Raw genomic sequence first — 26,018 nt, forward strand, 5'->3', positions numbered from 1 at the left:
CGTACACAGTTTTTCCCCTACACAGAGAGGACCGAACGATGCACACAGCCATCGCAGTGCAGGGTCTCCGCAAGGCCTTCCGGGGCAGGGTCGTCGTCGACGACCTGGACTTCACCGTCGCGCGCGGAGAGGTCTTCGCCCTGCTCGGGCCGAACGGCGCCGGCAAGACCACGACGATCAACATCCTCACCACGCTCACCGCCGCCGACGCCGGCAAGGCCGAGGTGGCCGGATGGGACGTGCGCACGCAGAGCGCCGAGGTCCAGCGCAGGATCAGTCTCACCGGCCAGTCCGCCGCGATCGACGACGCTCTGACCGCCACCGAGAACGTCGTCATGTTCGCCCGCTTGTCGGGTCTCGGCCGGGCGGAGTCGAAGCGACGCGCTGCCGACCTCATCGCCCAGTTCGACCTGACGGATGCCGCGGCAAGGATCGTGCGGACGTTCTCGGGCGGCATGCGTCGCCGGCTCGACCTCGCGCTCAGCTTCGTCGTGACACCCGAGGTGCTGTTCCTCGATGAGCCGACGACCGGCCTCGACACGAGCAGCCGCCGCGACCTCTGGGACATCATCCGCCAGCTCGCGAGCGCCGGCACGACGGTCTTCCTCACCACGCAGTATCTGGAAGAGGCCGATCAGCTCGCGGACCGGGTCGCCGTGCTCCATGACGGGAAGATCGCAGCCCTCGGCACTCCGGCGGAGCTGAAGTCCCGCATCGGCGGCGACACCATGGAGCTGCACGACTCCCGCGGCGAGCTCCGCCGCGAGATCCCCACCGACGGATCGATCCCCGACCTCCGTCGTGCCCTCGACCTGCTCGACGAGGAGGGCGCGGACGGCATCGTCACTCTGCGTCGTCCGACACTCGACGACGTGTTCCTCGCCGTCACCTCACCCGCTGCTCGCACCTCGAAGGAGCTCGCATGAACATCGCCATCGCCGCGCCCCGCGCCACGGCATCCGTCCCCCCGCTCCCCGCGCCGCGGCCTCGCCTGCGCGGACTCACGGCCGAGGCCGTGTTCGTCGGCCGCAGCCTGCGTCACTCCCTGCGCGACGGCGAATCGCTGCTGATGGCGATCATGCTCCCGATCATGCTCATGCTCATGTTCACGTGGGTGTTCGGCGGAGCGATCGATCCCTCCGGCGCCTACGTCGACTACGTGGTCCCGGGGATCATCCTCACCTGCGCCGGCTTCGGCGCGTCGTCGACAGCCGTGTATGTCGCGAACGACATGCGCACCGGGATCATCGACCGCTTCCGCACGATGCCGCTGCGCGCCGGAGCTGTGCTCACCGGGCATGTCGTCGCCAGCGTGCTGCGCAACCTCATCGCAACGGCGATCGTGATCGGCGTCGGCATCCTCGTCGGCTTCCGGCCGAGCGCGACGCTGCTGGAGTGGATCGCCCTGACAGGTCTGATCGCGCTCTACATCCTGGCGATCACGTACCTGTTCGCCGCGATCGGTCTCGCCGCGGGCAGCCCCGAGGGGGCCAACGGCTACGGCTTCGTCCTGCTGTTCCTGCCGTACCTCTCCAGCGCCTTCGTCCCCGTGGCCAGCATGCCCGCGTGGTTGCAGCCCGTCGCCGCCAACCAGCCGATCACGCCTATCGTCGAGACCATCCGCGGACTGCTGACCGACGCGCCGCTGCACGACGAGCCGTGGTGGGCGATCGGCTGGTGCCTGCTCATCCTCCTGATCGCGGTGATGTGGGGCGCATGGCTCTTCCGCCGCAAGGCCGCTCGCCGATGACACCGGGAACCGCGGAGGACGGACGGAGTCCCAGCTGAGGCATAGCTGTTGCGGGCCTTCCACCCAGCCAGACCTGCGATGGTGACGGCAGGACTTGTGCCGGCACCGCCGAGTCCACGCGGGCTGGGGCCCGCGGATCGCCCCTGATGACATGCCCCCCTGTCATCGGGGGCGAGTCATGTCCGGAGCGGAATGCGACCGCCCGAGCGGATGCCGTCAGGCGCCGAAGCGCTTGAGCGCAGACGTCACGACATGCTTGGCGGATGCCGCGGCGCGGCCGACCACCTCGGCCGCGTGGGCGGCGCTGTCGGTCAGCGGGATGACGGGGTAGTCGATGTCGGGCGCATCGTCGCCGTACGCGTCCACGAGGAAAGGCACCAGCCAGTCGTCGACGACCTCGAGCGGCTCGACGGAGAGGCTGTAGAAGCGGCGCTGCCCGTCTTCGCGCACCGAGACCAGCTCGGCGTCGCGCAGGACCTTGAGGTGCTTCGACACCGTGGGCTGACTGATGCCGAGGTCGGCGACGATGTGGCTCACGCTCGTGCCCGACTCGCCTTCGGCCGTGCGTCGCAGCAGGAGCTGGAGGATGTCGCGCCTCGTACCGTCTGCGATCACGTCGAAGATGTCCGTCATGAGATCAGGGTAGTCGTCCCCGGCACGGAGTACCATGACGAAGGCTCGGCGAAAGGCGCCGTGTGACCGCACAGCGGGCAGGCGCAGGACGAAGGGGGACGCGATGTCGGGCATCGCTTCGGCGTCGTCTCCTCGCGAGCGCCTGGAAGGCGTCGCCGACTGGGTCAAGCACATCGTCACCTCGTCGCCGTCGCGCTTCGCGATCGTCGTCTTCGCTCTGCTCATCCTGGTGTTCACCGTGCTGCTGTCCCTGCCGATCGCCTCGGCGAGCGGCACGGTCACCCCGTTGAGTGACGCCCTCTTCACCGCGGTCTCGACGATCTGCGTCACGGGCCTCGCGACCGTCGACATGGCGAACTACTGGTCACCGTTCGGCCACGTGGTCGTCTTCATCGGCGTCAACATCGGTGCGCTCGGGGTACTGACGCTCGCCTCGCTCATGGGCATGCTCATCTCCCGGCGCCTCGGACTGCGGGCCAAGCTGATGGCCGCCGGAGACACCAACCCTCTGCGCGCGCACGGCGGAGTCGTGAACGAGAGCCAGACCGTGCGCCTCGGCGAGGTCGGCCAACTGCTCACCACGGTCGCCGTGTCCGCGCTGATCATCGAAGCCTCCCTCGCTGCACTCCTCTACCCCGCGCTGGTGATGGCGAAGGTCGATCCCATCGCCGCCCTGTGGGAGGCGCCGTACTTCGCGGCGATGGCCTTCACCAACACGGGCTTCGCGCCGAACGACGGCGGTGTCGCGGTCTTCGCCGACGACTACCTCGTTCTCTTCCTGCTCATGGTGGGCGTGTTCCTGGGCAGCATCGGCTTCCCGGTCATCTACACGCTGGCCAAACACGTCTGGCACGTGAAGAAATGGTCTCTGCACACGAAGCTCACCCTCGTGACGACCGTGCTGCTGTTCGTGCTCGGCGCCGCCGTGTTCCTCATCCTCGAGTACGCCAACCCGAAGACCTTCGGGTCGATGGATGCCGCCGACACGACGTTCCAGGCCTTCTTCCTGTCGGCGATGACCCGTTCCGGCGGGTTCAACGTCATCGAGATGGACGACCTGAACGGGTCTTCGCTCCTGGCCGCCAGCATGCTCATGTTCGTCGGCGGCGGTTCGGCATCGACCGCCGGCGGTATCAAGGTCACGACGCTGGCCGTGCTGGCGATCGCCGTGTGGTCGGAGGCGAAGGGACGCCAGTCCGTCGAGGTCTTCGGCCGTCGCATCCCCAGCGATGTGCAGCGCGTCGCGCTCAGCGTCGTCGCGTGGGGAGCCACGATCGTGGCCCTGTCGACCATCATCATCGCGCAGATCACGAAGGCCGACATCAGTCACGTGCTCTTCGATGTGATCTCGGCGTTCGGCACGGTCGGGCTGTCGACCGGTCTCACGGCGGAGCTCCCCGATTCGGCGTCCTACGTGATGGCAGCGACCATCTTCATGGGGCGCGTTGGTACAGTGACTCTCGCCGCGGCAGTCGCCGCGACGTCGCGATCGCAGTATTACTCGCTGCCCGTGGAAAGGCCGATCGTTGGTTGAAGTCCTCCGGGGCGACGCTCCCGTCCTCGTCATCGGTCTCGGTCGATTCGGCGCCGCGTGCGCTGGCGAGCTCGACCGGCTCGACCGCGAGGTGCTCGCGATCGACGACAACCTCGAGCTCGTGCAGAAGTGGTCGGACCGCGTCACGCACACCGTGCAGGCCGACGCGAAGAACATCGACGCGCTGCGGCAGATCGGCGCCGGCGACTTCCAGGTCGCCGTGGTCGCCGTGGGCTCGTCGATCGAGGCATCCGTCCTCATCACCGCCAACCTCGTCGACCTCAAGGTGCCGCAGATCTGGGCCAAGGCCGTCTCGCAGTCGCACGGCAAGATCCTCGCCCGCGTCGGCGCGAACCACGTCATCTACCCTGAGCGCGAGGCCGGCGAGCGCGTCGCGCACCTCGTGAGCGGCCGGATGCTCGACTTCATCCGCTTCGACGACGACTTCGTGCTGGCCAAGATGTACCCGCCGAAGTTCATCCGCGGCGTCGGACTCAACGAATCCGGCGTGCGCTCGAAGTACAAGGTGACCGTCGTCGGAGTGAAGAGCCCCGGCAAGCCGTTCCGCTACGCGGAGGCGAACACGATCGTCACTAACCACGACCTCATCATCGTGTCGGGAACCAACAGCGACATCGAACGCTTCGCGGCCCTCGACCGCTGACCCGGCGTCCGGTCGCGCACACCGGACCCCGCGGCGCCTCGTCGATTCAGGCAATCATCGGGAATCAGGCCGATTCCCCATGAAACGGCCTGATTCCGCGCGTTCGCCTGATTCCGCCGGCCATCAGGCGTCGATGTCGAGGGCGATATCGACGACGTCGTCCACGGTCACGCCCTCACGGTCCTGCAGCGCCTTCTTGATCGGCACGATGTAGCCGCCGTCCTTGGGCCAGAGGGCCGTCGTCACGGTGGTCGCGCCGATCGTGACCGTCGCGGGGATCATCCCCCAGCCGTAGGTCACGACCGAAGCGATCTCGTGGATCATCTCGCTCTCCGCGGGCGGCACGGTCACGAAGTGGAACGGCGCGGGGCCGCGCCAGTACCAGATCTCCCCGGCGATCAGCAGCCGCATCGCTCAGGCTCCTGCCGCGAGCTCCTTGGAGCGGGCGAGAGCCGCCGCGGCCGCGTCCGAGAACGTGCGGTCGAGCCGGGCGTCCTGCAGCACGGCGATCGCGCGCTCGGTCGTGCCCTTCGGGCTCGTGACGCGGCGGCGCAGCTCGGCAGGATCCTCTCCTGACGCCTCGAGCAGCGCTGTCGCGCCGATGAACGTCTGCTCCGCCATCAACCGGGCATCCGCGTCGCTGAAGCCGAGCCCGACGGCCGCCTTGGTGAACTCCTCGATCAGCAGGTAGACGTACGCGGGGCCGGAACCCGAGATCGTCCCGAGCGCGTCGATCTGCGACTCGGGCACCTCGACGACCGCGCCGACGGTCTCGAAGAGGCGACGGACGAGCGCCAGGTCTTCGGCGGTCGCGGACGCGCCGGCAGCGAGTCCCGCCACGCCCCTGCGGACCGTGGACGGCGTGTTCGGCATGGAGCGGATCACGCGGGCATCCTCGCCGAGGACGTCGGCGAAGGTCTGGAGCGTCACGCCCGCCGCAAGGCTCACGACGATCGCATCGTCAGCGAGGTGCGGGGCGATCTCGCGGAGCAGATCGGGCACCATCGCCGGCTTGACCCCGACCAGCACGATGCGCGCTCCGGCGACGGCATCCGCGTTGCCCTCCGGCTGCTCGGAGAGCGCGATGCTGGTGACGCCGTCGACGTCGTCGAAGGCTGCGGCCTTCTCGGGAGTGCGGTTGGTCGCGGTGATTCCGCCGTCGATGCGGATGCCGGAGGCGACGACACCCCGGAGGATCGCGCCCCCCATCGAACCGGCACCGAGGAACGCGAGAGAGGGAAGCGATTCAGCCATGTCGTCATCCTACGGCGGGCGCTCCGGAATCCATCGGGGAGCAGTTCTAGACTCGTGGCATGAGTGCATCCGGAGGCAGCAAGGCCATCGTCGCGGCGTTCCTGGCGAACCTGGGCATCGCCCTCGCGAAGTTCGTCGCCTGGGCGCTCTCGGGTTCCGCGTCGATGCTCGCCGAGGCCATCCACTCGGTCGCCGACTCCGGCAACCAGCTGCTCCTGATGCTCGGTGGACGCAAGGCGCGGCGCGAGGCCGACCGCTCCCACCCGTTCGGCTACGGCCGCGAGCGCTACGTGTACGCGTTCGTGGTCTCGATCATCCTCTTCTCCGTCGGCGGCCTCTTCGCGATCTACGAAGGCGTCGACAAGCTCACGCACCCGCACGAACTCGACAAGACGTGGTGGTGGCTGCCCCTCGTCGTCCTCGTCATCGCGATCGGACTCGAGTCATTCTCGCTGCGCACGGCCGTCCGCGAGAGCAACCTCGTTCGTGAGAAGGGGCAGTCGTGGGTCTCGTTCGTGCGCCGCTCCAAAGCGCCGGAGCTCCCCGTCGTGCTCCTGGAAGATGTCGGCGCGCTGACAGGTCTCACGTTCGCGCTGCTCGGCGTCGGTCTCACGCTGATCACCGGGAACCCGGTCTTCGATGCGCTCGGCACGGTCATGATCGGCGTGCTCCTCGTGCTCATCGCGATCGTGCTCGGCGTCGAGACCAAGAGCCTGCTCGTCGGCGAGGGTGCGACGCAGGCCGACTACGACCGGATCGTCGACGCGATCAACGCGGGCGATGAGATCGAGAAGATCATCCACATGAAGACCCTCTACCTCGGCCCGGACGAGCTGATGGTCGCCGCGAAGATCGCGCTCAGCGCCGACAAGCCGCTGCGCGAGGCCGCCGACGACATCGACGCGATCGAAGCCCGCATCCGCGAGGCCGTGCCGGTCGCACGAGTCGTCTACATCGAGCCCGACGTGTACCGCCCCGCGATCGACCCGCAGCCCTCGACCGACGTCTTCGTGCTCAAGTCCTCGGACTGACCCGCCTCACGTTTTTCGGAGGATTCGACGGTCTGCGGACGATTCGTGCGGTTCGATCCGAAGAACGTGGACGTCTCCGAAAAACGGAGTCAGCGTCGCGGCTCGAAGAAGGCGCGGAGCAGAGCAGTCGCCGCATCCGCCTCGACGCCGCCGATGACCTCCGCCCGGTACGGCAGGCGGCGGTCGCGCAGCACGTCGTACAGGGAGCCTGCGGCCCCGGCTTTGTCGTCCCACGCCCCGAACACGACGCGACTGATCCGCGCCTGCAGGATCGCGCCGGCGCACATGATGCACGGCTCCAGCGTCACGACGAGCGTGTGCCCCTGGAGGTTCCAGGAGCCGGCGGATGCCGCGGCACGGCGCAGCGCTTCGACCTCGGCGTGGCCGGTGGGGTCGTGCGTCTCCTCGCGGTTGTTGCGCCCCTCGGCGATGATGCGGCCCTCGGCATCGACGACGACGGCGCCCACCGGGATCTCCGAGGCGGCGGCCGCCTCTGCGGCGAGCACGAGCGCGCGTCGCATCGCGAGGTCGTCGGCGGCGGTCATGGGTCGAGCCTACGACAGCCGTCTCCGGCATCCGGCGGTACCGATGTCGTGCGGAGCCGCGCCGCGCATTAGCCTGTACCCATGCGTGTTCACGTCGCCGACCACCCCCTCATCACCCACAAGCTCTCGGTGCTGCGCGACCAGCGCACCTCGTCGCCGGTCTTCCGGCAGCTCACCGAAGAGCTCGTGACGCTGCTCGCGTATGAGGCGACGCGCAACGTCAAGGTCAGCCCGATCGAGATCACCACGCCGGTGACGACGACGATGGGCGTGAAGATCTCGGAGCCGCGCCCGATCGTGGTGCCGATCCTGCGTGCCGGCCTGGGCATGCTCGAGGGCCTGGTCAAGCTTCTCCCGACCGCCGAGGTCGGCTTCCTCGGCATGGTCCGCGACGAGGAGACCTTCGAGCCGACGACCTACGCCGAACGTCTCCCCGACGATCTGAGCGACCGGCAGTGCTTCGCCATCGACCCGATGCTCGCGACGGGCGGCTCGCTCGCGGCGGCGATCCAGTTCCTGTTCAACCGCGGCGCGAAGGACGTCACCGCGATCTGCCTGCTCGGCACCCCGGAGGGCGTGGCCGCGATCGAGGCCATGGCCGGTGATCGCGATGTCACGCTCGTGCTCGGCGCGCTCGACGAGCGTCTCAACGAGAAGGGGTACATCGTGCCCGGACTCGGCGACGCGGGCGACCGGCTCTACGGCACGGTCTGAGTTCTCGAGCTCGCTCCCTCGCCGACGGATCTACGCGAGGTCCAGGCGATACGCCCGCTCATCGCCGTAGTGGTGGAATCCGACTCTGGTGAGGATCGGCGCCGAGGTGGCGACGCGGCCCTTCACCAGTGCCGTCGTCGCGCCGAGTCCGACGCTCGCGCGCAGCCTTTCGGCGAGCACGGCCCGATACACCCCTCGGCCGCGGAATTCCGGGAGAGTGGCCGCACCCCAGAGCCGTGTGAAGCCGTCGACGATCGTGCACCCACCGGTGCTGACGGGCTGGCCGTCGAGGCGCCCGAGCACGCGCACGCCCTCACCGGTCTCGCGCCGGGCGGTCACCTCCGCCAGCTCGACGCGGAGACCCTCGTCGTCGAGCGGAGCCTGCTCCCACACCGGCACGTTGATCGCGTCGACAGCGCGCACCTGATCGAGCGTGCGCACGACCTCGCCCGTCGCCTCCGGCGGCACGTCGACGGTGAGTTCGTCGATCGCGCCCGCGAGCACCGCGACCGTGTCGATGTGCTCCGCACCGCGTCGCCGCAGTTCCTCCTCGAGGTCGGGGCCGTCCGAAGGATTGGTCCAGAACGTCAGCCGCGACTCGCCCCATTCCCTCGTTCGCTCGACGGCGTGATCCAGCACCGTCGCGGCCTCCGACGACGAGCGCACCTGCGAGCCGCGGACTCCTCCTCCGAACCGCGTCGGATAGCGCACGAGCAGCAGGTGATCGTCGGCCCGATCGCTGTCTCGCGGGAACCACGCCCACGATGCCGCGGCGCGAAGGATGTCGGCGGTCCCGTGCAGGGCTGCGCTCATTCCGCTGCTCCGACCAGACGAGCGAAGGCGCTGAGGCGGGCGACCCCCTCGGGCGTGTACGGCAGGTCGTCGAGCAGCGCCGGGGAGTGGATCAGGTAGGCGACCACCTGCGCCCGAGAGATCGCGACGTTGAGCCGGTTCTGCAGCAGGAGGAATTCCGGGCCCCGAGGAGCATCCCGTCCGCTCGACGCCGCCAGAGAGGTGATCGACACGACCGCCTCCTTCCCCTGGAAGTTGTCGACCGTGCCGACCGGCACATCGGGGAGCCCTGCCTCCGCCAGCGCATCGAGGACGAGCTGGCGCTGCGCGTTGTACGGCGTGACGACGATGATGTCGGACTGTTCGAGCGCCCTGGTCGTGGCATCCGCATCGTTGTCGGTGAACGGCCGGCCCACGAGGTCACGGACCAGACGCACCACTTCGGCAGCCTCTTCCGGCGACTGGGTCGCGTTGCCACGATGCCGGAGAGGAATCACGTGCAGCCCCGGCTCGATGCCGTCGACCGACCGGCGCTCCGTGCCGGGTGCCGATGCGAGCTTCCCGGCATAGGCGAGCTTCGACACGGGCGCGGCCACGAGTGGATGCATCCGCCACGAGCGCGCCAGGAAGTAGCCGTACTCCGGACGCACGACGGGATCGCCGTCCATCACCCAGCCGAGGGCCGACGTGTCGACCGGCTCGGGGTGAGCGCCTTGACTGACCTGCGGGAGCTGCTGTGGGTCGCCGAGGAGGAGCAGCCTCTTGGCGCCCGCCGCGACAGCGATCGTCGACGCGAGCGAGAATTGCCCGGCCTCGTCGATCACCAGCAGGTCGAGACCGGCCCGATCGACGCGCTGGGTGTTGCTGAAGTCCCAGGCGGTTCCGCCGACGACGGCCCCCTCGTCGGCATGCTCGGCGAGGAACGACGCCATGCCGTTCTTCGGTATCGCCGTGTACGAGGTCTCGGCCTCGCTGTCCTTCGGCGCCTTGGCGACCTGCGCCGGCGCCACTCCGTCGGCGACCACGCGATCGAGCAGCGTCTCGATGATGGCGTGCGACTGCGCAACGACGCCGATCTTGAAACCGTGCTCGCTCACCAGCCGCGCGATCACCCGCGACCCGGTGTAGGTCTTGCCCGTTCCGGGAGGTCCTTGCACCGCCAGATAGCTGCGGTCGAGATCGAGGACACCGCGCACGATCGCGTCGATGACATCGTCGCCGGCCGCGGGGATCGGTGCACCCGATGCAGTGCGCGGCGGAAGGCGTCGCAGGATGTCGGTCGCGGCGTCGGCAGGGAAGCCCGGCGCTGCGGCGTGCACGGCGTCGGCCCACTCGTCGATCGCACCCTGCAGCGACACCACCCGCGGCGGCGCGGCAGGCGTGAGGGCGAGCGGAAGTTCGTCCCACGTCTGCCCCTGCACCGCGGACTCGGTCAGCAGATAGCCGTCGTCGAGCACTTCCGACACGGTCACCGTGTGGGGCACGTGCACCGCCCGCGACGGCATCTCGGTGTCGAATGGCGCCGGCACCTCGTACAGCGCGAAGGGCTGCGCACCCACACCCAATGTCGTTCCCGGCGACACCTCGCCGCGGACCTCGATGTCACGGGACATCGCCCGTCGCCCCTCGCCGATGCTCCAATCCCGGCGGACCGTCGACGACGGTCGATCGACCCGCACCACGTCGCGGGTGCCGTCCCACATCGTCACGGGCTCGCGCAGACGCTGGAAGTGCGAGACCCAGAAGCTCTTCGCCTCGCGAGGGAAGTAGTCGATCGCCGCCGCCGCGATGCGGTGCACGAGCCCGTCGCCACCGGCATCGACAGCGCGTTCCGCGTCGGCGAGCAGGGCGACGGACCGCGGAGAGGGCTCGTAGATCACCTCGTCGATCTCGTCCGGCGGCGCCGGTGTCACGCCCTCCTTCCGGGCGATGTCGATCAGCCAGTTGCGCAGCCGACGGGTGGAGACGCAGTCGTAGCGGTTGTAGTCGGCGAGGTCGGCCAGCACGGCATCCGCTTCGGCCTGCTCCCCCGCGGCGGCGAGCTCTCGCGCCGCGACGTACTGCACGATCGAGTCGTCGCCCTTCTGCACATCGCTCGTGCGCACGTCGTCGCCCATGTAGAGGGGCTCGAGCTTCTTGATCGAGTACGAGCGCGAGCCGACCCGGACAGTGCGCAGCACGAGCGGATACAGATCCACGAACACGCCCTCGCGCAGCAGCCGGTCGACCTCCCCCTCCCGCACTCCGTGCCGAGCCGCCATCGCTACGAGATGCGAGGTCTCGTACGGCGCGTAGTGGTAGATGTGCATCGCGGGGTGCGCGGCCCGTCGTACCTTCACGAAGTCGAGGAACGCTTCGAGAGCACGACGCTCGTCTTCGAAGGTGTGCGCCCAGAGGGCCGAGTACTGATCCGTGTTGTCGACCCAGCCGAAAAGGTAGTCGATCCCCCAGTGCGCTTCGCCGTCCGGCGCCGGCTCCGTGTAGAGCGGGTCGCCCTCGAAGTCGAAGAAGATGTCGCCGTGGCTGGGGAGCGGAAGGGTGTGGATCGCCGGGGCGTAGTGCACGTCGTAGGTCGGCAGGCCCTCGGCATCGGCGCGGATCTGCAGGCGCGCCTGCGCGCGGAGGGTCTCGAACGAATCGATGTTCATGCCGACGGGGGCCTCGGATGCCGTCGCGAGGGCATCGATCGTGTCGATGCCGGACGCGCGCAGACGTGCGCGCTGCACCGGACGCATGCGCGCGACCACGAGCAGGTCCCGGTGTGCGAGAACCTGCTCCTCACAGGTGGCGCACCGACCGCACGCGACGATCTGCAGGTCGTCGCGATCGTCGCCCCAGGCGAGCGGAGCACCGGTCGCACCATCGCCGACGCGGCGATCGGCGATCAGCGCCCGCAGCCGCGATCGGCGCACCTGGAAGAGCGGAAGGAGATCGTCGACACTGTGCGTGCTGAGGGTGCTGTCGCCGAGGATCAGGTCGACCTCATCGGACCGCGGGATGCCGAGCCGGTCGAGCTGATCGACATATGCCGCCAGCTGCATGAGGGCGGTGACCCGCGCCTTGCGCGCCAGCTTCGAGTCCTGCACGCGCCAGCGACCATCGTCGTCCTTGCGCAGGAAGTCGGCGAATCCGACGAATTCCTCGGTCGCGAACGCGGCCTGGAAGATGACGAGCGCGTCGGACTCGAGCGCCGCGACCGTCTCGTCGGTGGCTGCACGGAGAGCGTCGGCATCGACGGACGAGACCTTCTCGATCTGGTGGACCCTGTCGTCACCGAGCTCTTCGACGTACCGCGCGAGCACGTTCTGCTCGTGCACATCTCCGAGCAGGGCGGCGCGCTTCAGCGTGGCGTCTTCCGGCTCCTCGACGGCCGGCACGCGGCCGAGCTTCGCGTCGATCGCACGGCACCAGGCGAACTCGCATTCCGCGGCCGCCTTCAGATCGCTGGCGCTCCAGATGACGCGCTGCGCCGCAGTGTCGATCCGCACGATGCTCCCGTTCTGTCGGATGCTTCGACACTATCCGCGGCATCCGACACGGGACGAAAGGCGCGCACCTGCGCTCAGCGCCACCAGTCGTCGTCGGGGGTCACCGGGAGGTGGCGCTTGTGCTGCGTCGCGAGGTACTTCGCCTCGATGCGTCCGGCCGCTTCGGGGTCGACGGGACGTCCCTCGAGGAAGTCGTCGATCTGCTCGTACGTGAGGCCGAGCTCGTCCTCGTCCGCACGGCCGGGCTGGCCGTCGAGGAGGTCGGCCGTCGGTACCTTGAAGGCGAGCCGGTCGGGCGCGTCCAGGAACTGCAGCAGCGAACGGCCCTGCCGCTTCGTGAGGCCGGAGAGCGGCAGGATGTCGGCGGCGCCGTCGCCGAACTTCGTGTAGAAGCCCGTCACGGCCTCGGCCGCGTGGTCCGTCCCGATCACCAGCAGGCCGTCGTGTCCGGCGAGCGCGTACTGGGTGACCATGCGCACGCGCGCCTTGATGTTGCCGCGGTTGAAGTCGCTGATGTCGCTCGTCACCGCGAACTCGATGTCCTCTTCGACGCCGTCCACGCCGTTCTGGATGTTCACCTCGACGGATGAGTCCGGCGCGATGTACTCGAGTGCGGCCTCGGCATCCGCCGCGTCCTTCTGCACCCGGTACGGCAGACGCACGGCGAGGAATCTCGCCTCGCCGCCCTCGGCACGCACGCGTTCGACGGCGAGCTGCGCCAGGCGACCCGCGAGAGTCGAGTCCTGCCCGCCCGAGATGCCGAGGACGAAGCCACGCGCTCCCGTCGTGCGGAGGTAGTCGACGAGGAATCCGACTCGACGCTCCACCTCAGCTTCGGGATCGATCTCGGGCCGGACACCGAGGGCTTCGGAGATCTGCTGCTGCAACGACACGGGGGCCTCCACTCTTCCTCGAATCAGTATCGCGCTTCTGTGTTACGCCCGGGTGACAGAACCGCACATGGACGCTCCTGCCAGGCGCGACCTGAAAGAATGAGGAAGTGAAACTCCTCGTCGCCGCCCTCGCGTCCGAACTGACCGCCTTCCCGGACACACTCGATGGGTTCGATCGCCTCGTGACAGGCCCGGGCAAGCTCCAGGCCACGTATGCGCTCACCCGCGCGCTCGACGCGCGCGACTACGACGAGATCGTCGCGGTCGGCACCGCCGGTGCGATCGATCCGGATCTCGAGGCGACGGTCCACGAGATCGGCACCGCGTTCCAGCATGACGTCACCGATCTCGACGGCGTCGCGGGCCAGCACGTCTCGCTTCCCGCTCGCGTGGCGACCGGCCGCGACGGCGTGCTGATCGCCACGGGCGATCACTTCGTGGACGACGCCGAGGTCACCGCCGTGATCCGGCCGACCGGTGCCGCGCTGGTGGACATGGAGACGTACGCGTACATCTGGGTCGCCGAGCAGTTCGACGTGCCGATCCGCGTCTTCCGCGCCGTCTCCGATCAGGCCGAGGACGGGGCCCTCACCGACTGGCGCGAGGCCGTCGCGCGGTGCAGCGTGCAGCTGCGCGACTTCATCCGCGACGAATACGGGGTCTGACGGCGCCGACGCGCCGCCCCATCCCGGGCCGTCTCAGCGCGTCTCGATGATGCTCGGGCCGTGGGGGGTGGCGCGCACCGTGAGCTGCGCGGGAATCTGCTCCTGCATGGCTTCCACGTGACTGATCACCCCGACGGTGCGGCCGCCCTGCCGCAGTTCGTCGAGAGTGCGCATGGCCACGTCGAGCGTGTCGCCGTCGAGCGATCCGAAGCCCTCGTCGATGAAGAGCGTGTCCAGTTGGATACCGCCGGCCCTCGCCGTGACCACCTCGGCGAGGCCGAGAGCGAGCGCGAGCGAGGTGAGGAACGTCTCACCGCCGGAGAGCGACTGAGGCGGACGCGTCTGCCCGGTGAAGGCATCGGACACCACGATCCCCAGACCGGATGCCGCGCCGCGCGCGGCGAGGGCGTCGGAGTGCTGCAGCTGGTAGCGCCCCGTGGACATGTCGTACAGCCGGCGGTTCGCGGCCTCTACGATCTCCTCGAGCTCTGCGGCGAGGACGAAGGTCTCGAGCGCCATCTTGCGGGTGTTGGCACCGCGCCCGGCGATCGTGTCGGCGAGCCCCTGGAGGATCTCGAACTCGGCGGCGTCGTCGGCCGTCTCGGCATGCTCCGCGGCGGCGGAGTCGATCAGCCCGTCGAGCCGCTCGGCGGTTCCGCTCGCGCGACTCGCCTCGTCGACCGCGTGCATCCAGCTCGCGCGCGCTGTCGCTGCGGCTTCTTCGGCGGGCGAGAGGTCGATCGGCTCCTCGGGGAGGGTCCGCAGCTCGAGGTCGAACAGGATGGCGCGTTCCTTCTCGCGTTGCACCGCGTGCTGGGAGATCCGCGCGTCGAGTGCCTCCTGCACCTCGGCCGACCGCAGGGCTCCGACGGCTGCGGCCACATCGTCGAACGCCGAATCAGCCAATGCGGCGTCTCTCTCAGCCTCGGCCTCGCTCAGGGACTGCGCGCGCCGCGCGCGTTCGGCCGTGGCCTCGGCGAGAGCACGTGCCGCCGTCACCTTGGCCGTCGTGTCGGCGAGGCGCTCGGCGACGGTGGGGAAAGACCCCCGGGCATCGGCGATCAGCGTGCGCGCGTCGGCCACGCGCTGGGTCAGCAGCACGAGCTGCTCTCGCGAGGCCGCGAGAGCCGCATCATCGTCGGCACGTCGGCGCTCGAGCAGCGCAGCCCGGTCGGAGAGGGCCAGCAGCTGCGCCTCGAGGGTCTTGACGCGATCGGCCGCGACGACACCCTCCGCGTGAGCGTCGACGGCCTCGAGATGCTCGTGCTCGGCCTGCTCGACCGTTCGTCCGTCCGCCTTGGTCTCGGCCGCCGCGAGCGCTGCCCGGAGGGACGAAGACGTCGCTGCCGCCGCACGCTCGATCTCGGACGCGGCGTCACGCGCGCTCTCGGCGGTGGCGATGTCGTCGGCTGAGACGGGATCCACGTGCGTCGCCGGCGCCGGATGCTCGTGCGCGCCGCACACGGGGCACGCCTCGCCGTCGGACAGGCCCGAGGCGAGCTCGCCGGCCATTCCGTCGAAGCGGCGCTGCCTCAGCTGCGCCAGCGCCGTCTGCGCAGCGGCGTGTGCGGTGGTCGCCGCGGCGAGCTCCTGCTCGGCGCGCGTGTGGTCCGTGCGCAGACGGGCAGCGTCGCGGGCCGCCCGCAGGCGGGCTTCCGCGGCCTCCTGAGCCAGGGCCAGATCGCCCCTCCGGTCGGCGGTGCGCCTCGCGTCGTCGCGCTCGACGGTCAGGGCGGAGATCTTCACCGGCAGGTCATCGCGCTCTGCGGCTCCTGCCGAAGCGCGACTCGCTGCAGTCTGCACAGCGGCCTCGGCGGTCTGGAGCTCTTCCTCGAGCGCCGCCTCGCGCTGCTCGAGCTCGTGCGCGCGTTCCCACGCTCCGCTCTCCTTGAGGCGCTCGGCGGCCCACGCGGCCAGGTCGTCATCGACTTCCACCGCGAAGCGCTGCCATGCCTCACGGGCGTCGGCTTCTCCTCCGCTCGCGCTGTCGAGCGCCTTCCGCGCTCGGTCCGCGGAGGCGATGGTCGAACGGAGCCCCTCGGCCGATCGGGCCTCGTTCAGCTCGGAGCGGACCGCCGCCATCGACGGCTCCTCGGCATCGAGGCGGTCGAGAGCGGCTCGCGCACGATCCCGCTCGCGCTGCGCGCGCTGCTCCTCGCGTGTGGTGGCCAGCACGGCATCTGCGGCGGCCGAACGCTTCTCCGCTTCGACGCGTTCTGATGCGCGACGCTCGGCCTGGTAGTCGGCACGAGCCTTCGCGCGCCGCAGGTCGTCGAGCCGGTCCGGCGTCGTCGTCACGGCTGAACGCGCGGACTCGCCGGCACTCGCCTCGTCGTCGCTCCCGTCCCCCCAGAGGCCGGCGGTGGAGACGAGACGCTCCGCCTCGTCGACCCGCGCGGCGACGGTCGCGAGGCGAGCACCGAGGGCCTGCTCTGCGACCCTCCGCCGGTCGTCGAAACGCGACTGGACGTCTTCGAACCGTTGCGTGCCGAAAAGTCGCCGGAGCAGCGCCTGACGATCTTTGCTCCCCGCGAGCAGGAACTCGGAGAACCTGTTCTGCGCCAGCAGGATGACCTGCAGGAACTGCTCGCGACTCAGTTGCAGGATCTCGTCGAGCTCGGTGGCCACGTCGACCGCCCGCGCCGCGCGGCCGACCCACCCGGCATCCGTCCGCTCCTCCAGCGAGACGGCCGCGGCCTGCTTGGTCATGCCGCCGCCGCGCTTGGCCGGGCGCGGGTACTCGGGCGAGCGCGTCACGCGGAAGCGACCGGCGGAGGCGCTGAACTCCACCACCACTTCCGAGATGTCATCGGGTTCGCAGTAGTCGCTGCGCAGCCGCTTCTCTCCGCCGTCGTAGCGCGGCACCCCGCCGTAGAGCCCGAAGCAGACGGCATCCAGGATGCTGGATTTGCCCGCACCGGTTCGTCCGGCGATCAGGAAGATGCCGTCGTCGGCGAACGCGTCGAAGTCGACGGTCTGGCGGGACCGGAACGGGCCGAATCCCTCGACCTCGAGGCGATGGAGGCGCATCTAGACGAGCGCCTCCGCGCGCACACGGTCGTCGAGCACGGCACGGATCAGCCGGCTCTCGGTCTCGGTCGGCCCATGCCCCGCGCGCACATGCTCGAGGAAGGCGTCGATGCGCTCCGCGTCGGTGACGGCGGCGCGCAGCCGCTGCGAGTAGCTCCGCTCGCGCTCTTCGGCGACGACCTCGGGCTGGTGCTGCACCATCGCGCAGAACGGGAAGCTCTCGCGCAGCCGACGCATGGGCTCGGCCTGCGGGGCGGCGTCGGTGTAGATCGCGCAGACCCAGTCGTCGATGTGTGCGGCGACGTTCGCCTCGGACAGGATCTCCTCGAGCGGACCCGTGAGCGTGACCAGGCGCCGCGGCACCGGCAGTTCGAGCCACTCGACACCGGCGAGCCCGTCGGCATCGAGGTCGACCAGCCAGGAGCCACGAGGCTTGTGCTGCTCGCCGAAGCTGTAGTGCAGCGGAGCCCCCGCGTAGCGCACGCGCTCGCTGATCTGCTGGCGTCCGTGGATATGGCCGAGCGCCACGTAGTCGGGACCGTCGAAGACGCTCAGCGGCACGACGTCGAGTCCGCCCTGCCGCACCTCGCGCTCCAGCCCGATCGTCGCATCGACGCCCGCGGCGAAGCAGTGCGCGATGGCGACCGACCGACCGGAGTGCTGGGCCATGCCGACGCGCACGAGATGCATCGCATGCGCCATGGTCTGCGCCTGGGTGCGCAGCTGACGCCCTTCGGCGTCGCCCTCCGGCCAGTGCTGACGAACGATCGCCGGCTCGAGGTACGGGATGCCGAAGAAATGCACGGGCCCGTCGGCGTCGGCGATGGTGATCGGCTCACCGACGGCGAGCGGGTCGGTCAGAACGTGGATCCCGTCGCGCAGCAGCCGGGCCTGGAAACCGAGCCGGGCCGCCGAGTCGTGGTTGCCGCTGGTCATGATGACGCGGGCGCCCGTCTCGTGCAGCGCGACCAGCGCGTCACCGAGCAGGGTGTAGGCAGGGCCCGAAGGCGTGGCCGAGTCGAACACGTCTCCGGCGACGACCACGACGTCGACCGCGTTCTCCTGCACCTGCGCGGTGAGCGCCGCGAGCACCTCGGCCAGCGCGTCCATGGTCGAGTGACCGTGGAACGTGCGACCGATGTGCCAGTCGGAGGTGTGCAGGATTCGCATACTCACACGCTACGAACCCCCACGGACATTCGGTCCGAGGCGTGCCGCAGCATCCGCTCCTGGCAGGTGAATCACAGGGAGCCCACCCGGCGCGGATGCCGCGGCGCGCTCAGTGCGCGGCGACCGCGAGCTCACCGTGGGCGGGCATCAGCTCGTCTTTCGAGCCCCGCACCATACAGACGGCTATCACCGAAGCGCCGACCAGGAAGATCGCCGCCACGATGAAGGTCCAGCCGTACGCGTCGGTCAGCTGCTGCGCCGTCACATCCCGCTGCGCGTGGCCTCCGACGGAAGCCGCGTAGACCGCCGTGAACACCGACAGGCCGATCGACCCGCCGATCTGCATCGCGGAGTTGGCCACGGCGGAGGCGACTCCGGCATCCTCGGAGGCGATGCCGGTGAGCGCCAGGTTCTGGAGCGGGACGAAGACGAGGGCCATGCCCACGCCGAGGATCACGAGTGCGGGCGCGACCTGAAGGAAGTAGGCGCCATCGGGCGTGATTCCCGATAGGTAGAGCATCCCTGCGGCGGCGAGGAGCGGCCCGACGATGAGCATCGGTCGCGGTCCGATGACCGGCAGCAGCCGGGTAGCGAGCGGCGCGACCACCATCGTCGCGATGGGGAGCGGGAGCGTCGCCAGTCCTGCGGTGAAGGCGCCCATCCCGAGCACGAACTGCAAGTGGAACGTCAGGTACATCGTGGCACCGATCATGATCGCCCCCGCGACGCCCTGGATGAGGAACGCCCCGCCGCGCACGCGGTCCGCGACGATCCGCGGCGGCAGCAGCGGGTGCGCGACGCGACTCTCGATCCAGACGAACGCTCCGAGCAGCGCCGCGCCGAGCGCCAGGAAGGCGATCGTGAGAGGTTGCCCCCAGCCGTTCTCCGCGAGGCTGAAGCCGTACACCAGGGCTCCGAGACCGAGGGTCACCGTGATCGTGCCCCAGACGTCGTAGTGCGTGTCGCCGTCCGCCCTGCTCTCGCTGAGGAACAGCGCTCCCCCGACGAGTCCGACGGCGACGAAGAACAGGTTCACGAACAGGCACCACCGCCAGTCGGCGAACTCGGTGAGCACACCGCCGAGGAGGAGCCCGACCGCGGCGCCGGTTCCGGCGACGATGCCGAACACCGCGAACGCCGTGTTGCGGTCGCGCCCCGATGGGAACGTCACGGTCAGCAGTGCGAGAGCCGCCGGGGCGAGCAGCGCGGCGAACGCCCCCTGCAGTCCGCGGGCGAGGATGAGCTCCCAGCCCTGCTGCGCGAATCCGCCGTACAGCGACGCCGCCCCGAACCCGACCATCCCGATCATGAAGATGCGCTTGCGCCCGACGTAGTCCGACAGCCGCCCTCCCAGCAGCAGGAGAGCGCCGAACGCGAGCGCGTACGCCGTCACCACCCATTGCCGCTGCCCGTCGGAGAGATCGAGGGACTGCTGAGCGCGCGGCAGGGCGATGCTGACGATGGTCCCGTCGAGGACGACGACCAGCTGGGTGAGAGCGATCACGGCGAGGGCCCACCAACGAGTACGGGGGTGGGCGCGCAGGGAAGAAGACATGGAAAAACCTCCGGTGTCTGTTGAGGATGCCGGAGGTTTCGAGCCTCGGATCAGCACGCCTCCCGGCGCCTGACCACCTCAGCCAACGGGCTGAGCAGAACTCCATTCTATCGCATGGTCTTCGGAGGAGAAGAGCGGAAGGTCCCCTGACCCACCCTCGTCACGACGATCGGCACGCGGTGGTGCATGGTGCGCTGTGCGCTTTCACCTGTGCGGCGTGCGGGGCTGCGCGATGCGATCCGGGCTGCCCTCCGCCCTCCAGGTGTGCCGGAACTTGCCCCTCCCGGCGGGGGTTGTGCCCGCTTCGTCGTGACTACCGACTTCCGCCCTACTCCTCCAGCTCGTTCGTCCAGTTCGCCTGCTGGATCCGGTTGTCGAGTTCGCGCAGCTCCTGCGCGACCGCGTCGGCCCTGGCGCGCAGCTCCGCGACCGGGAGCGCGGAGATCTTCCGGAGCTCCGATCTCATCTGGCGCTGGAAGTGATCGTTCGCTCCGGATGCCGCGGCCGCGGCATCCGTCAGCAGGGAGTGCTGCAGGCGCAGCACGTCGCGCGCGGCAAGGGCGTCGGTCATGGTGCCGTCGCGGCCGAGATCGAGGCGCGAGTTGGTGGCGTTGATGCGGCGGATCAGATCACGCAGCTGGGTGAGCGCGGCATCCGCTTCGACGATCAGGGCCCCCGCGTCCTCCGCCGGCTCCTCGCCCTCCTGGTAGCGCGCGTTCGAGGTGATGCGGGCGCGCAGCTGCTCGATGCGGCGCTGCAGATCGGCTCGTGCGGTGAGGGCCTCGGCGAGTTTCATGGCTTCATCCTCGCAGGGCCGCCGCGTAACAGAACGAAATACTCGGGCGCGTCAGCGCGAGCGCAGGAGGTGTGCGTGCTCCGGGTTCGCCGAGAACCAGTCGGCGACGTACCAGCAGACGGCGTCGACCTTGCGATCGCCGCGCGACTCGATGTCGGCCACGGCGCCCTCCACGACCTTCCCCGCATAGCCGTGGCCGCGGAAAGTCGGGATGGTGAACGCCCTGGTCAGCGCGATCGTGCGGCCGTCGTCACGGTAGTCGAGCACGCTCACCAGCCGTCCGTCACGCATGAGGGTGTAACGCGATTCATCCTTCTCGTCGGTGAGGATGAAGCCGCCGACAGTGGTCGAGATCGTCATTCGAGCAACGTTACGCCCGCTTCTGCGCACGGAGCCCGTTTTGACACGAGGCGACACGATCAGACATAATCCCCCCATGACCACCAACGCACGCCCTTTGTCCGCCCAGGAGGCGAACGGGACTGCCGGGATGATGATGCCCGGTCGCGTTGGCATGTGTTGCCGAATGTGTCGCTGAACGAACAGCCACCCCGCCTGACCTGATCATTCGCCATCTGCGATGTCAGCGTCACCGAGCATCCACCCTTGCTCGCTTCCCGGCTCCGCCGGTCATTCATGCAACGCATCAGAGCCGCTCTCCGGCTCACGTCCTGAGGACTTCATCATCATGTCGAACACCGCACTTCTCGAGCGTCCCGCTTCCTCCGCCCAGGCCCGCACCGTTTCGTCCGAGGCCGCAGCGCCCCTGAACGGCGCCGCCGCAGACCTCCCCGCCGTCCGCTCCCCCCGCGGCTTCGCCCTCTACGTCGGACTCGACGAGATCAAGGCCGCCGAAGCCGGCGTGAGCCTCCCGCTCCTGGTCGACGCCCTGCGTCGCACGCTCGCCGAACTCGCACCGGGCGCCGAGACCCACGCCACCGTCGCCCTCGCCCCGCACGGCTCCGGAGGCCGCGACCTCGACGTCGTCCGCCTCGCACTGCAGGAGCCCGGCGCTATCGCCCGCACCAAGGCCGCCGCAGAAGAGGACATCGCCGAGGAGGAGACGGGCGTGACCGTCGACATCTCCCGCAAGCGCGTCCTGATCGACGGCGAGTCCGCCGCGTTCACGTACAAGGAGTTCGAGCTGCTGCAGTACCTCGTCCTCCGCGAGGGTCGCACCATCGAGCGTTCCGAGCTCGTCTCGGCTCTCTGGCAGGCGCAGGACGACGAGACCCCCGGCGAGCGCACGATCGACGTGCACGTGCGTCGCCTGCGCGCCAAGCTCGGCCGCTACGAGGACATCGTCCGCACCGTGCGCGGCATCGGCTACCGGTTCGACCGTCACGCCGACGTGGTCATCCGCTACGGCCACGGCACGCCCTCGCCCGACCGCTTCTGACCCGAGTCGCTCCTGCGCCGGATCGCGCGGCGCGGACCGGTGTCAGCACCGCCGCGTAGGGTGGGCGCATGACCCTGACAGCGGATGCCGGAGCGGCCGGAGCCGCGCGGGAGGATGCTGCGCAGGAGACGGTCTACCGCCCTTCGCACGACCTCGATCTTGCACGCACGGTCGGCGTGCTGCGCCGCGGGGGAACGGACCCGACGACCGTGATCGACGGCGCCGTGATCTGGCGGGCCGTGCGCACGCCGCTCGGCGCCGCCACACTCGCGCTGCGGGCGAGCGGCGGCGAGGTCAGGGCCACCGCGTGGGGCGCCGGCGCCGCCGAGGCCCTCGACCGGGTGCCCGACCTGTGCGGCGCGCGCGACGACGCCACGGGCTTCGACGCGTCGCGGCATCCACTCATCGCCGAGGTCGCCCGTCGCAACCCGGGTCTGCGTCTCACGCGCACGGACGAGATCTTCGATGCACTCGCCGGCGCGATCCTCGAACAGAAGGTCACGGCCGTGCAGGCCTTCGGCGCCTGGCGCTTCCTGGTGTCGCGCTTCGGGGAGCGTGCGCCCGGCCCCACCCCGCGGCCGATGTTCGCGCCGCCCGCGGCATCCGTCTGGCGCACCATCCCGTCGTGGTCGTGGCACCGGGCAGGTGTCGAGCCGCCGCAGTCGAAGACGATCGTGCGGTCCGCCGAGCGCGGCGACCGGATCGAGCGAGCCGTCCGCGCCGCTGACGATGGGGCGGCAGCCGAACGGATCCTCACGAGCCTTCCGGGGGTCGGCGCCTGGACCTCGGCCGAGACCCGCATCCGGGCGCTCGGCGACCCCGACGCCGTGAGCGTCGGCGACTTCCATCTGGCGCACGAGGTGGGCCATGTGCTCGCGGGCGCCCGCACCGACGACGACGGGATGCTGGAGCTCCTCGCTCCCTGGGCGGGCCATCGCCAGCGCGTCATCCGCCTGATCTACGCCAGCGGGGTGAAGGAGCCGCGCCGTGGTCCGCGCCTCGCACCGGAGAACCATCGCGACCGCTGAAGACCCCGCGCCCTCCGTGGGACAGGATCTAGGCTGAGGTCATGTCCCGCACCGTGCTCCGCGTCTCCGTCACCGCCGGCCTGCTGGTCCTGGGCGTCGTCATCGGGCTGATCTTCCAGAACGTCTGGCTCGGTCTGCTGCTCGCCGCGATCGTGTGGCTCGGCTGGTTCCTCGGCTACGAGTCGCGACGCGGGAACAACGCCGGCGTCAACGACGAGGACCACGGGATCGAGCTCTGATCGCCCGCGTCCGTCAGTAGTACACGGCGAGCGGTCCCGAGGGGCCGTCGATCACGTGCACCGGTGTCTCGAAGACGCGGGTGAGCACGGCATCCGTCATGATCTCCTCCGGTGAACCGAAATCGACCACCGCGCCGTCCTTCATGGCGCAGATGTGATCGGCGTAGTGCCCGGCGAAGTTCACGTCGTGGAGCACGATGACGATGGTGCGCCCGAGCTCTTCGGCAGCGCGGCGCAGGTGCTTCATCATCTGCACGGCGTGCTTCATGTCGAGATTGTTCAGCGGTTCGTCCAGCAGCACGAACTCGGTGTCCTGCGCGAGCACCATCGCGACATACGCGCGCTGGCGCTGCCCGCCGGAGAGCTCGTCGAGGTAGCGCCCCTCCAGGGCGCCCAGGTCGAGGAAGTCGATCGCGCGGCTGATGATCTCCTCGTCCACCCGGTTCAGCCGGCCCTTCGAGTGCGGGAAGCGCCCGAAGCCGACGAGTTGACGCACCGTGAGCCGGGTGACGAAGTGGTTCTCCTGGCGCAGGATCGAGACCACCTTCGCCAGGTCCTTCGACCTGGTCGAGGCGACGTCGAGACCCGCGATCTCGATGGCACCGGCATCCATCCCGTTCAGCCGACCGATCATCGTGAGCAGGGTCGACTTGCCGGCGCCGTTCGGACCGATGAGGGCCGTGATCCCCCCGGCGGGGATCTCCAGGTCGACGGGGCCGATGGCGACCTCGCTGCTGTAGTCCCGCCGGACGCCGTCGAGTGCGATCACAGCCTGCCCTTTCTGAGGATGACGATGAGGAAGACGGTGCCGCCGACGAGCTCGATGAGGATCGACACCATCCCCTGCGCGTAGAAGACGTTCTTCATCACGAAGTACGCGCCGGCGAGGATCGTGAACGCCGTGAGCACGGCCACCGGGAAGATGAGCCGATGGTCGTACGTGTCGGCGAACTGGTAGGCGAGTGTGGCGACGAGGAAACCCAGGAACGTCATCGGACCCACGAGTGCGGTCGACGTCGCCATCAGCACGGCGACGAGGAACAGCACGAGGAAGAGTTCGCGCCGGTGATCCAGACCCAACGAGCGCGCGGCATCCGGACCGAGCGCCATCAGGTTGAGCCTCCGCGAGCGGAACCAGAGCACGACGGATGCCGCGATCACGAGCGGGATCGCCAGCGGGAGGTACGAGGGGTCGGCGTTCGACACGTTGCCGAACAGGCGGGCCGCGAGCACATCGAACTCGCTCGGTGTGAGGAGGCGCTGCATGAACGTCGACACGGCCCCGAGCCCGCCGCCGATCACGATGCCGATCAGCAGTATGATCTGCAGGTTGCCGTAGCGCCCGGAGAGGAGCCACCCGTACAGTGCCACGGCCAGTCCGACCATGACGGCGACCTGGATCGCGAACTGCCCGACGCCCTGGATAGCGACGAGTCCCGCCACCCCGAACAGGTACACCGTCGAGGTCTGCACCACACGGTACAGCGACTCGAATCCCATGATCGACGGGGTGATGATGCGGTTGTTGGTGACGGTCTGGAAGCTGACCGTCGCGACCGCCTGCGCTATGGCGACGAGCACCATCACGGTGACGTCGGTCGCGCGGTGCTGCGCGATGCGCCAGAACCCGGGCGATCCCGCCGGCATCGGATTGCCCCAGGCGAGCAAGCCGAATCCGGACCCGACCGCCAGCACGATCAGGATGCCCAGCACGAGCAGACAGCGCCGTCGCGCGCGTGCCGTCGTGAAGGCGCCGGCCGTCCGCGGAAGCACGGCGAGCGTCGCGCCCTCAGCCACGTCGACGCTGCCTGAGCAGGAGGAGGACGAAGACGATCGCGCCCACGACCCCGAGGATCAGGGACACCGGCACCTCGAACGGCATGATGATGGTGCGGCCGATGATGTCGCAGACCGTGACGATCGCGATGCCGAGCAGGCACACCCACGGCAGATTGCTGCGCAGATCATCGCCCCGCACCATCGAGACCACATTCGGCACGATGAGCCCGAGGAAGGGCAGATTGCCGACGACCACCGTGACGACTCCGGTGGTGATGGCGATGAGCACGGTCCCGAGCAGGATGACCCGGTTGTAGTCCACGCCGACGTTCGTGGCGATCTCCTCGCCGAGTCCCGCGATCGTCAGGCGATCCGCCACGATGAACACGATCACGCCCACGATCGCGACGATCCACAGCATCTCGTACTGTCCGCGCATCACCGACGTGAAGCTGCCGGCGAACCAGACCCCGATGATCTGGAGGGAGTTGGTGGCGAGGGCCAGGTAGGTCGAGACGGCGCCGACCACGGCCCCGAGCATGATCCCCACGATCGGCACGATGAGCGAGGACTTCAGGGCGACGCGGCGGAGGAAGGCGAAGAACACGAGGGTGCCGACGAAGGCAGCCGCGACGGCGCCGACCATCCGGAGCGTCAGCGACGGGTGCGGGACGAGGATCATCACGGCGAGCAGACCGAGACCCGCCCACTCCGTGGTGCCGGTCGTGGTCGGCTCGACGAAGCGGTTCTGGGTGAGCAGCTGCATCACAAGCCCGGCCATGGCCATGGCGGCGCCGGCGAGCACGAGCGCGATCGTGCGCGGCACGCGGGTGATCTGGAACATCTCGCCGCCGTCACCGGCGCCCGCGATGTCGTAGACGCCCGTGAAGAGCGAGATGACGAGAAGCGCGGCGACGACGAGCACACCGATGAGCAGCTTCACGTCGAAGAGCCGCCCGGAGGTGCGGGGCGGCGAGGCGAGGTCAGCGGAGGTCATGAGGGAGTCCCGAAGCGTCGAGCGGGCGAAGCGGACGTGTCGTCTCGCTTCGCCCACCCGAC

25 protein-coding genes are annotated in these 26,018 nt (G+C 69.4%); 10 read left to right on the forward strand and 15 right to left on the reverse strand.

All coding sequences use genetic code 11. The features are described from left to right. Positions 1-38: 38 nt before the first annotated feature. Together ABD648_RS07725 and ABD648_RS07730 are read left to right on the forward strand one after the other, a co-directional pair. A complete protein-coding gene (locus ABD648_RS07725; RefSeq protein WP_282214382.1) occupies positions 39-926 on the forward strand; it encodes an ATP-binding cassette domain-containing protein in 888 nt (295 codons plus the stop codon). Beyond that, positions 923-1,750: an ABC transporter permease gene (locus tag ABD648_RS07730; RefSeq protein WP_282214383.1), complete on the forward strand. Its 828-nt coding sequence runs from the start codon at positions 923-925 to the stop codon at positions 1,748-1,750. The genes ABD648_RS07725 and ABD648_RS07730 overlap by 4 nt, the downstream gene beginning before the upstream one ends. Before the next feature lie 216 nt (positions 1,751-1,966). On the opposite strand, the gene ABD648_RS07735 is transcribed toward ABD648_RS07730, so the two are convergent. Beyond that, positions 1,967-2,383, reverse strand: a complete 417-nt coding sequence (locus ABD648_RS07735) for an ArsR/SmtB family transcription factor (RefSeq protein ID WP_282214384.1) — start codon at positions 2,381-2,383, stop codon at positions 1,967-1,969. Between the two features lie 103 nt (positions 2,384-2,486). Here ABD648_RS07735 and ABD648_RS07740 point away from each other — a divergent pair, with 103 nt between their 5' ends. Both ABD648_RS07740 and ABD648_RS07745 read left to right on the forward strand, forming a co-directional pair. Continuing rightward, positions 2,487-3,917, forward strand: a complete 1,431-nt coding sequence (locus ABD648_RS07740) for a TrkH family potassium uptake protein (RefSeq protein ID WP_282214385.1) — start codon at positions 2,487-2,489, stop codon at positions 3,915-3,917. Next, positions 3,910-4,581 carry a potassium channel family protein gene (locus tag ABD648_RS07745; RefSeq protein ID WP_116634434.1) on the forward strand — a complete coding sequence of 224 codons (672 nt, stop codon included), beginning with the start codon at positions 3,910-3,912 and terminating at the stop codon, positions 4,579-4,581. The genes ABD648_RS07740 and ABD648_RS07745 overlap by 8 nt, the downstream gene beginning before the upstream one ends. A 123-nt stretch (positions 4,582-4,704) precedes the next feature. On the opposite strand, the gene ABD648_RS07750 is transcribed toward ABD648_RS07745, so the two are convergent. Both ABD648_RS07750 and proC read right to left on the reverse strand, forming a co-directional pair. After that, positions 4,705-4,992, reverse strand: a complete 288-nt coding sequence (locus ABD648_RS07750; protein WP_282214386.1) for a DUF1905 domain-containing protein — start codon at positions 4,990-4,992, stop codon at positions 4,705-4,707. A 3-nt stretch (positions 4,993-4,995) separates the two neighbouring features. Continuing rightward, positions 4,996-5,835 carry a pyrroline-5-carboxylate reductase gene (gene proC / locus ABD648_RS07755; protein WP_282214387.1) on the reverse strand — a complete coding sequence of 280 codons (840 nt, stop codon included), beginning with the start codon at positions 5,833-5,835 and terminating at the stop codon, positions 4,996-4,998. A 59-nt stretch (positions 5,836-5,894) separates the two neighbouring features. Here proC and ABD648_RS07760 point away from each other — a divergent pair, with 59 nt between their 5' ends. Next, positions 5,895-6,866: a cation diffusion facilitator family transporter gene (locus tag ABD648_RS07760; RefSeq protein WP_282214388.1), complete on the forward strand. Its 972-nt coding sequence runs from the start codon at positions 5,895-5,897 to the stop codon at positions 6,864-6,866. Between the two features lie 89 nt (positions 6,867-6,955). On the opposite strand, the gene tadA is transcribed toward ABD648_RS07760, so the two are convergent. Next, entirely contained in the window at positions 6,956-7,411 is a 456-nt protein-coding gene (gene tadA / locus ABD648_RS07765; protein ID WP_282214389.1) for a tRNA adenosine(34) deaminase TadA, read from the reverse strand. A gap of 81 nt (positions 7,412-7,492) precedes the next feature. Here tadA and upp point away from each other — a divergent pair, with 81 nt between their 5' ends. Continuing rightward, positions 7,493-8,125: a uracil phosphoribosyltransferase gene (gene upp, locus ABD648_RS07770; RefSeq protein WP_282214390.1), complete on the forward strand. Its 633-nt coding sequence runs from the start codon at positions 7,493-7,495 to the stop codon at positions 8,123-8,125. A 30-nt stretch (positions 8,126-8,155) separates the two neighbouring features. On the opposite strand, the gene ABD648_RS07775 is transcribed toward upp, so the two are convergent. The 3 genes from ABD648_RS07775 to nadE form a co-directional block, all read right to left on the reverse strand. Further along, entirely contained in the window at positions 8,156-8,938 is a 783-nt protein-coding gene (locus ABD648_RS07775) for a GNAT family N-acetyltransferase (protein ID WP_282214391.1), read from the reverse strand. Beyond that, complete coding sequence (locus ABD648_RS07780) at positions 8,935-12,405, reverse strand: TM0106 family RecB-like putative nuclease (RefSeq protein WP_282214392.1); 3,471 nt, start codon at positions 12,403-12,405, stop codon at positions 8,935-8,937. The genes ABD648_RS07775 and ABD648_RS07780 overlap by 4 nt, the downstream gene beginning before the upstream one ends. 74 nt (positions 12,406-12,479) lie before the next feature. Further along, the gene (nadE, locus tag ABD648_RS07785; protein ID WP_282214393.1) at positions 12,480-13,298 is read right to left on the reverse strand and encodes an ammonia-dependent NAD(+) synthetase; all 819 of its coding nucleotides are present in this window, start codon (positions 13,296-13,298) and stop codon (positions 12,480-12,482) included. Positions 13,299-13,405: 107 nt separating this feature from the next. Here nadE and ABD648_RS07790 point away from each other — a divergent pair, with 107 nt between their 5' ends. Beyond that, the gene (locus tag ABD648_RS07790) at positions 13,406-13,963 is read left to right on the forward strand and encodes a phosphorylase family protein (protein WP_282214394.1); all 558 of its coding nucleotides are present in this window, start codon (positions 13,406-13,408) and stop codon (positions 13,961-13,963) included. 33 nt (positions 13,964-13,996) lie between these two features. Here the strand turns inward: ABD648_RS07790 and ABD648_RS07795 are convergent, their stop codons facing one another. The 5 genes from ABD648_RS07795 to ABD648_RS07815 form a co-directional block, all read right to left on the reverse strand. Next, the gene (locus tag ABD648_RS07795) at positions 13,997-16,993 is read right to left on the reverse strand and encodes an AAA family ATPase (RefSeq protein WP_282214395.1); all 2,997 of its coding nucleotides are present in this window, start codon (positions 16,991-16,993) and stop codon (positions 13,997-13,999) included. Continuing rightward, positions 16,994-18,163, reverse strand: coding sequence for an exonuclease SbcCD subunit D (locus ABD648_RS07800; protein ID WP_282214396.1), 1,170 nt, complete (start codon positions 18,161-18,163; stop codon positions 16,994-16,996). It lies immediately after the preceding gene. 109 nt (positions 18,164-18,272) lie between these two features. Continuing rightward, positions 18,273-19,718: an MFS transporter gene (locus ABD648_RS07805; protein WP_282214397.1), complete on the reverse strand. Its 1,446-nt coding sequence runs from the start codon at positions 19,716-19,718 to the stop codon at positions 18,273-18,275. Positions 19,719-20,046: 328 nt separating this feature from the next. Beyond that, complete coding sequence (locus ABD648_RS07810; protein WP_282214398.1) at positions 20,047-20,514, reverse strand: DIP1984 family protein; 468 nt, start codon at positions 20,512-20,514, stop codon at positions 20,047-20,049. Between the two features lie 51 nt (positions 20,515-20,565). Beyond that, positions 20,566-20,874 carry a GNAT family N-acetyltransferase gene (locus tag ABD648_RS07815; protein ID WP_116634422.1) on the reverse strand — a complete coding sequence of 103 codons (309 nt, stop codon included), beginning with the start codon at positions 20,872-20,874 and terminating at the stop codon, positions 20,566-20,568. A 328-nt stretch (positions 20,875-21,202) separates the two neighbouring features. Here ABD648_RS07815 and ABD648_RS07820 point away from each other — a divergent pair, with 328 nt between their 5' ends. The 3 genes from ABD648_RS07820 to ABD648_RS07830 all read left to right on the forward strand — a co-directional run bounded on the left by ABD648_RS07820 (position 21,203) and on the right by ABD648_RS07830 (position 23,180). Beyond that, positions 21,203-21,913: a winged helix-turn-helix domain-containing protein gene (locus ABD648_RS07820; RefSeq protein ID WP_282214399.1), complete on the forward strand. Its 711-nt coding sequence runs from the start codon at positions 21,203-21,205 to the stop codon at positions 21,911-21,913. Between the two features lie 68 nt (positions 21,914-21,981). Next, complete coding sequence (locus ABD648_RS07825) at positions 21,982-22,941, forward strand: DNA-3-methyladenine glycosylase family protein (RefSeq protein ID WP_282214400.1); 960 nt, start codon at positions 21,982-21,984, stop codon at positions 22,939-22,941. Positions 22,942-22,982: 41 nt separating this feature from the next. After that, positions 22,983-23,180, forward strand: a complete 198-nt coding sequence (locus ABD648_RS07830) for a hypothetical protein (protein WP_282214401.1) — start codon at positions 22,983-22,985, stop codon at positions 23,178-23,180. Positions 23,181-23,193: 13 nt separating this feature from the next. Here ABD648_RS07830 and ABD648_RS07835 read toward each other — a convergent pair whose 3' ends face one another. Genes ABD648_RS07835 through ABD648_RS07845 form a run of 3 tightly spaced genes read right to left on the reverse strand, consistent with a single transcriptional unit; the run spans position 23,194 to position 25,956 of the window. Further along, positions 23,194-23,949 carry an iron ABC transporter ATP-binding protein gene (locus ABD648_RS07835; RefSeq protein ID WP_282214402.1) on the reverse strand — a complete coding sequence of 252 codons (756 nt, stop codon included), beginning with the start codon at positions 23,947-23,949 and terminating at the stop codon, positions 23,194-23,196. Beyond that, on the reverse strand, positions 23,946-24,977 hold the full coding sequence (locus tag ABD648_RS07840; RefSeq protein ID WP_282214403.1) for an iron chelate uptake ABC transporter family permease subunit: 1,032 nt from the start codon (positions 24,975-24,977) through the stop codon (positions 23,946-23,948). Before ABD648_RS07840 ends, ABD648_RS07835 begins: the two co-directional genes overlap by 4 nt. Beyond that, entirely contained in the window at positions 24,970-25,956 is a 987-nt protein-coding gene (locus ABD648_RS07845; RefSeq protein WP_282214404.1) for an iron chelate uptake ABC transporter family permease subunit, read from the reverse strand. Before ABD648_RS07845 ends, ABD648_RS07840 begins: the two co-directional genes overlap by 8 nt. Between the last annotated feature and the right edge of the window lie 62 nt (positions 25,957-26,018).

Origin of the sequence: Microbacterium luteolum (assembly GCF_039533965.1) — a bacterium.
Lineage (GTDB): Bacteria > Actinomycetota > Actinomycetes > Actinomycetales > Microbacteriaceae > Microbacterium > Microbacterium luteolum.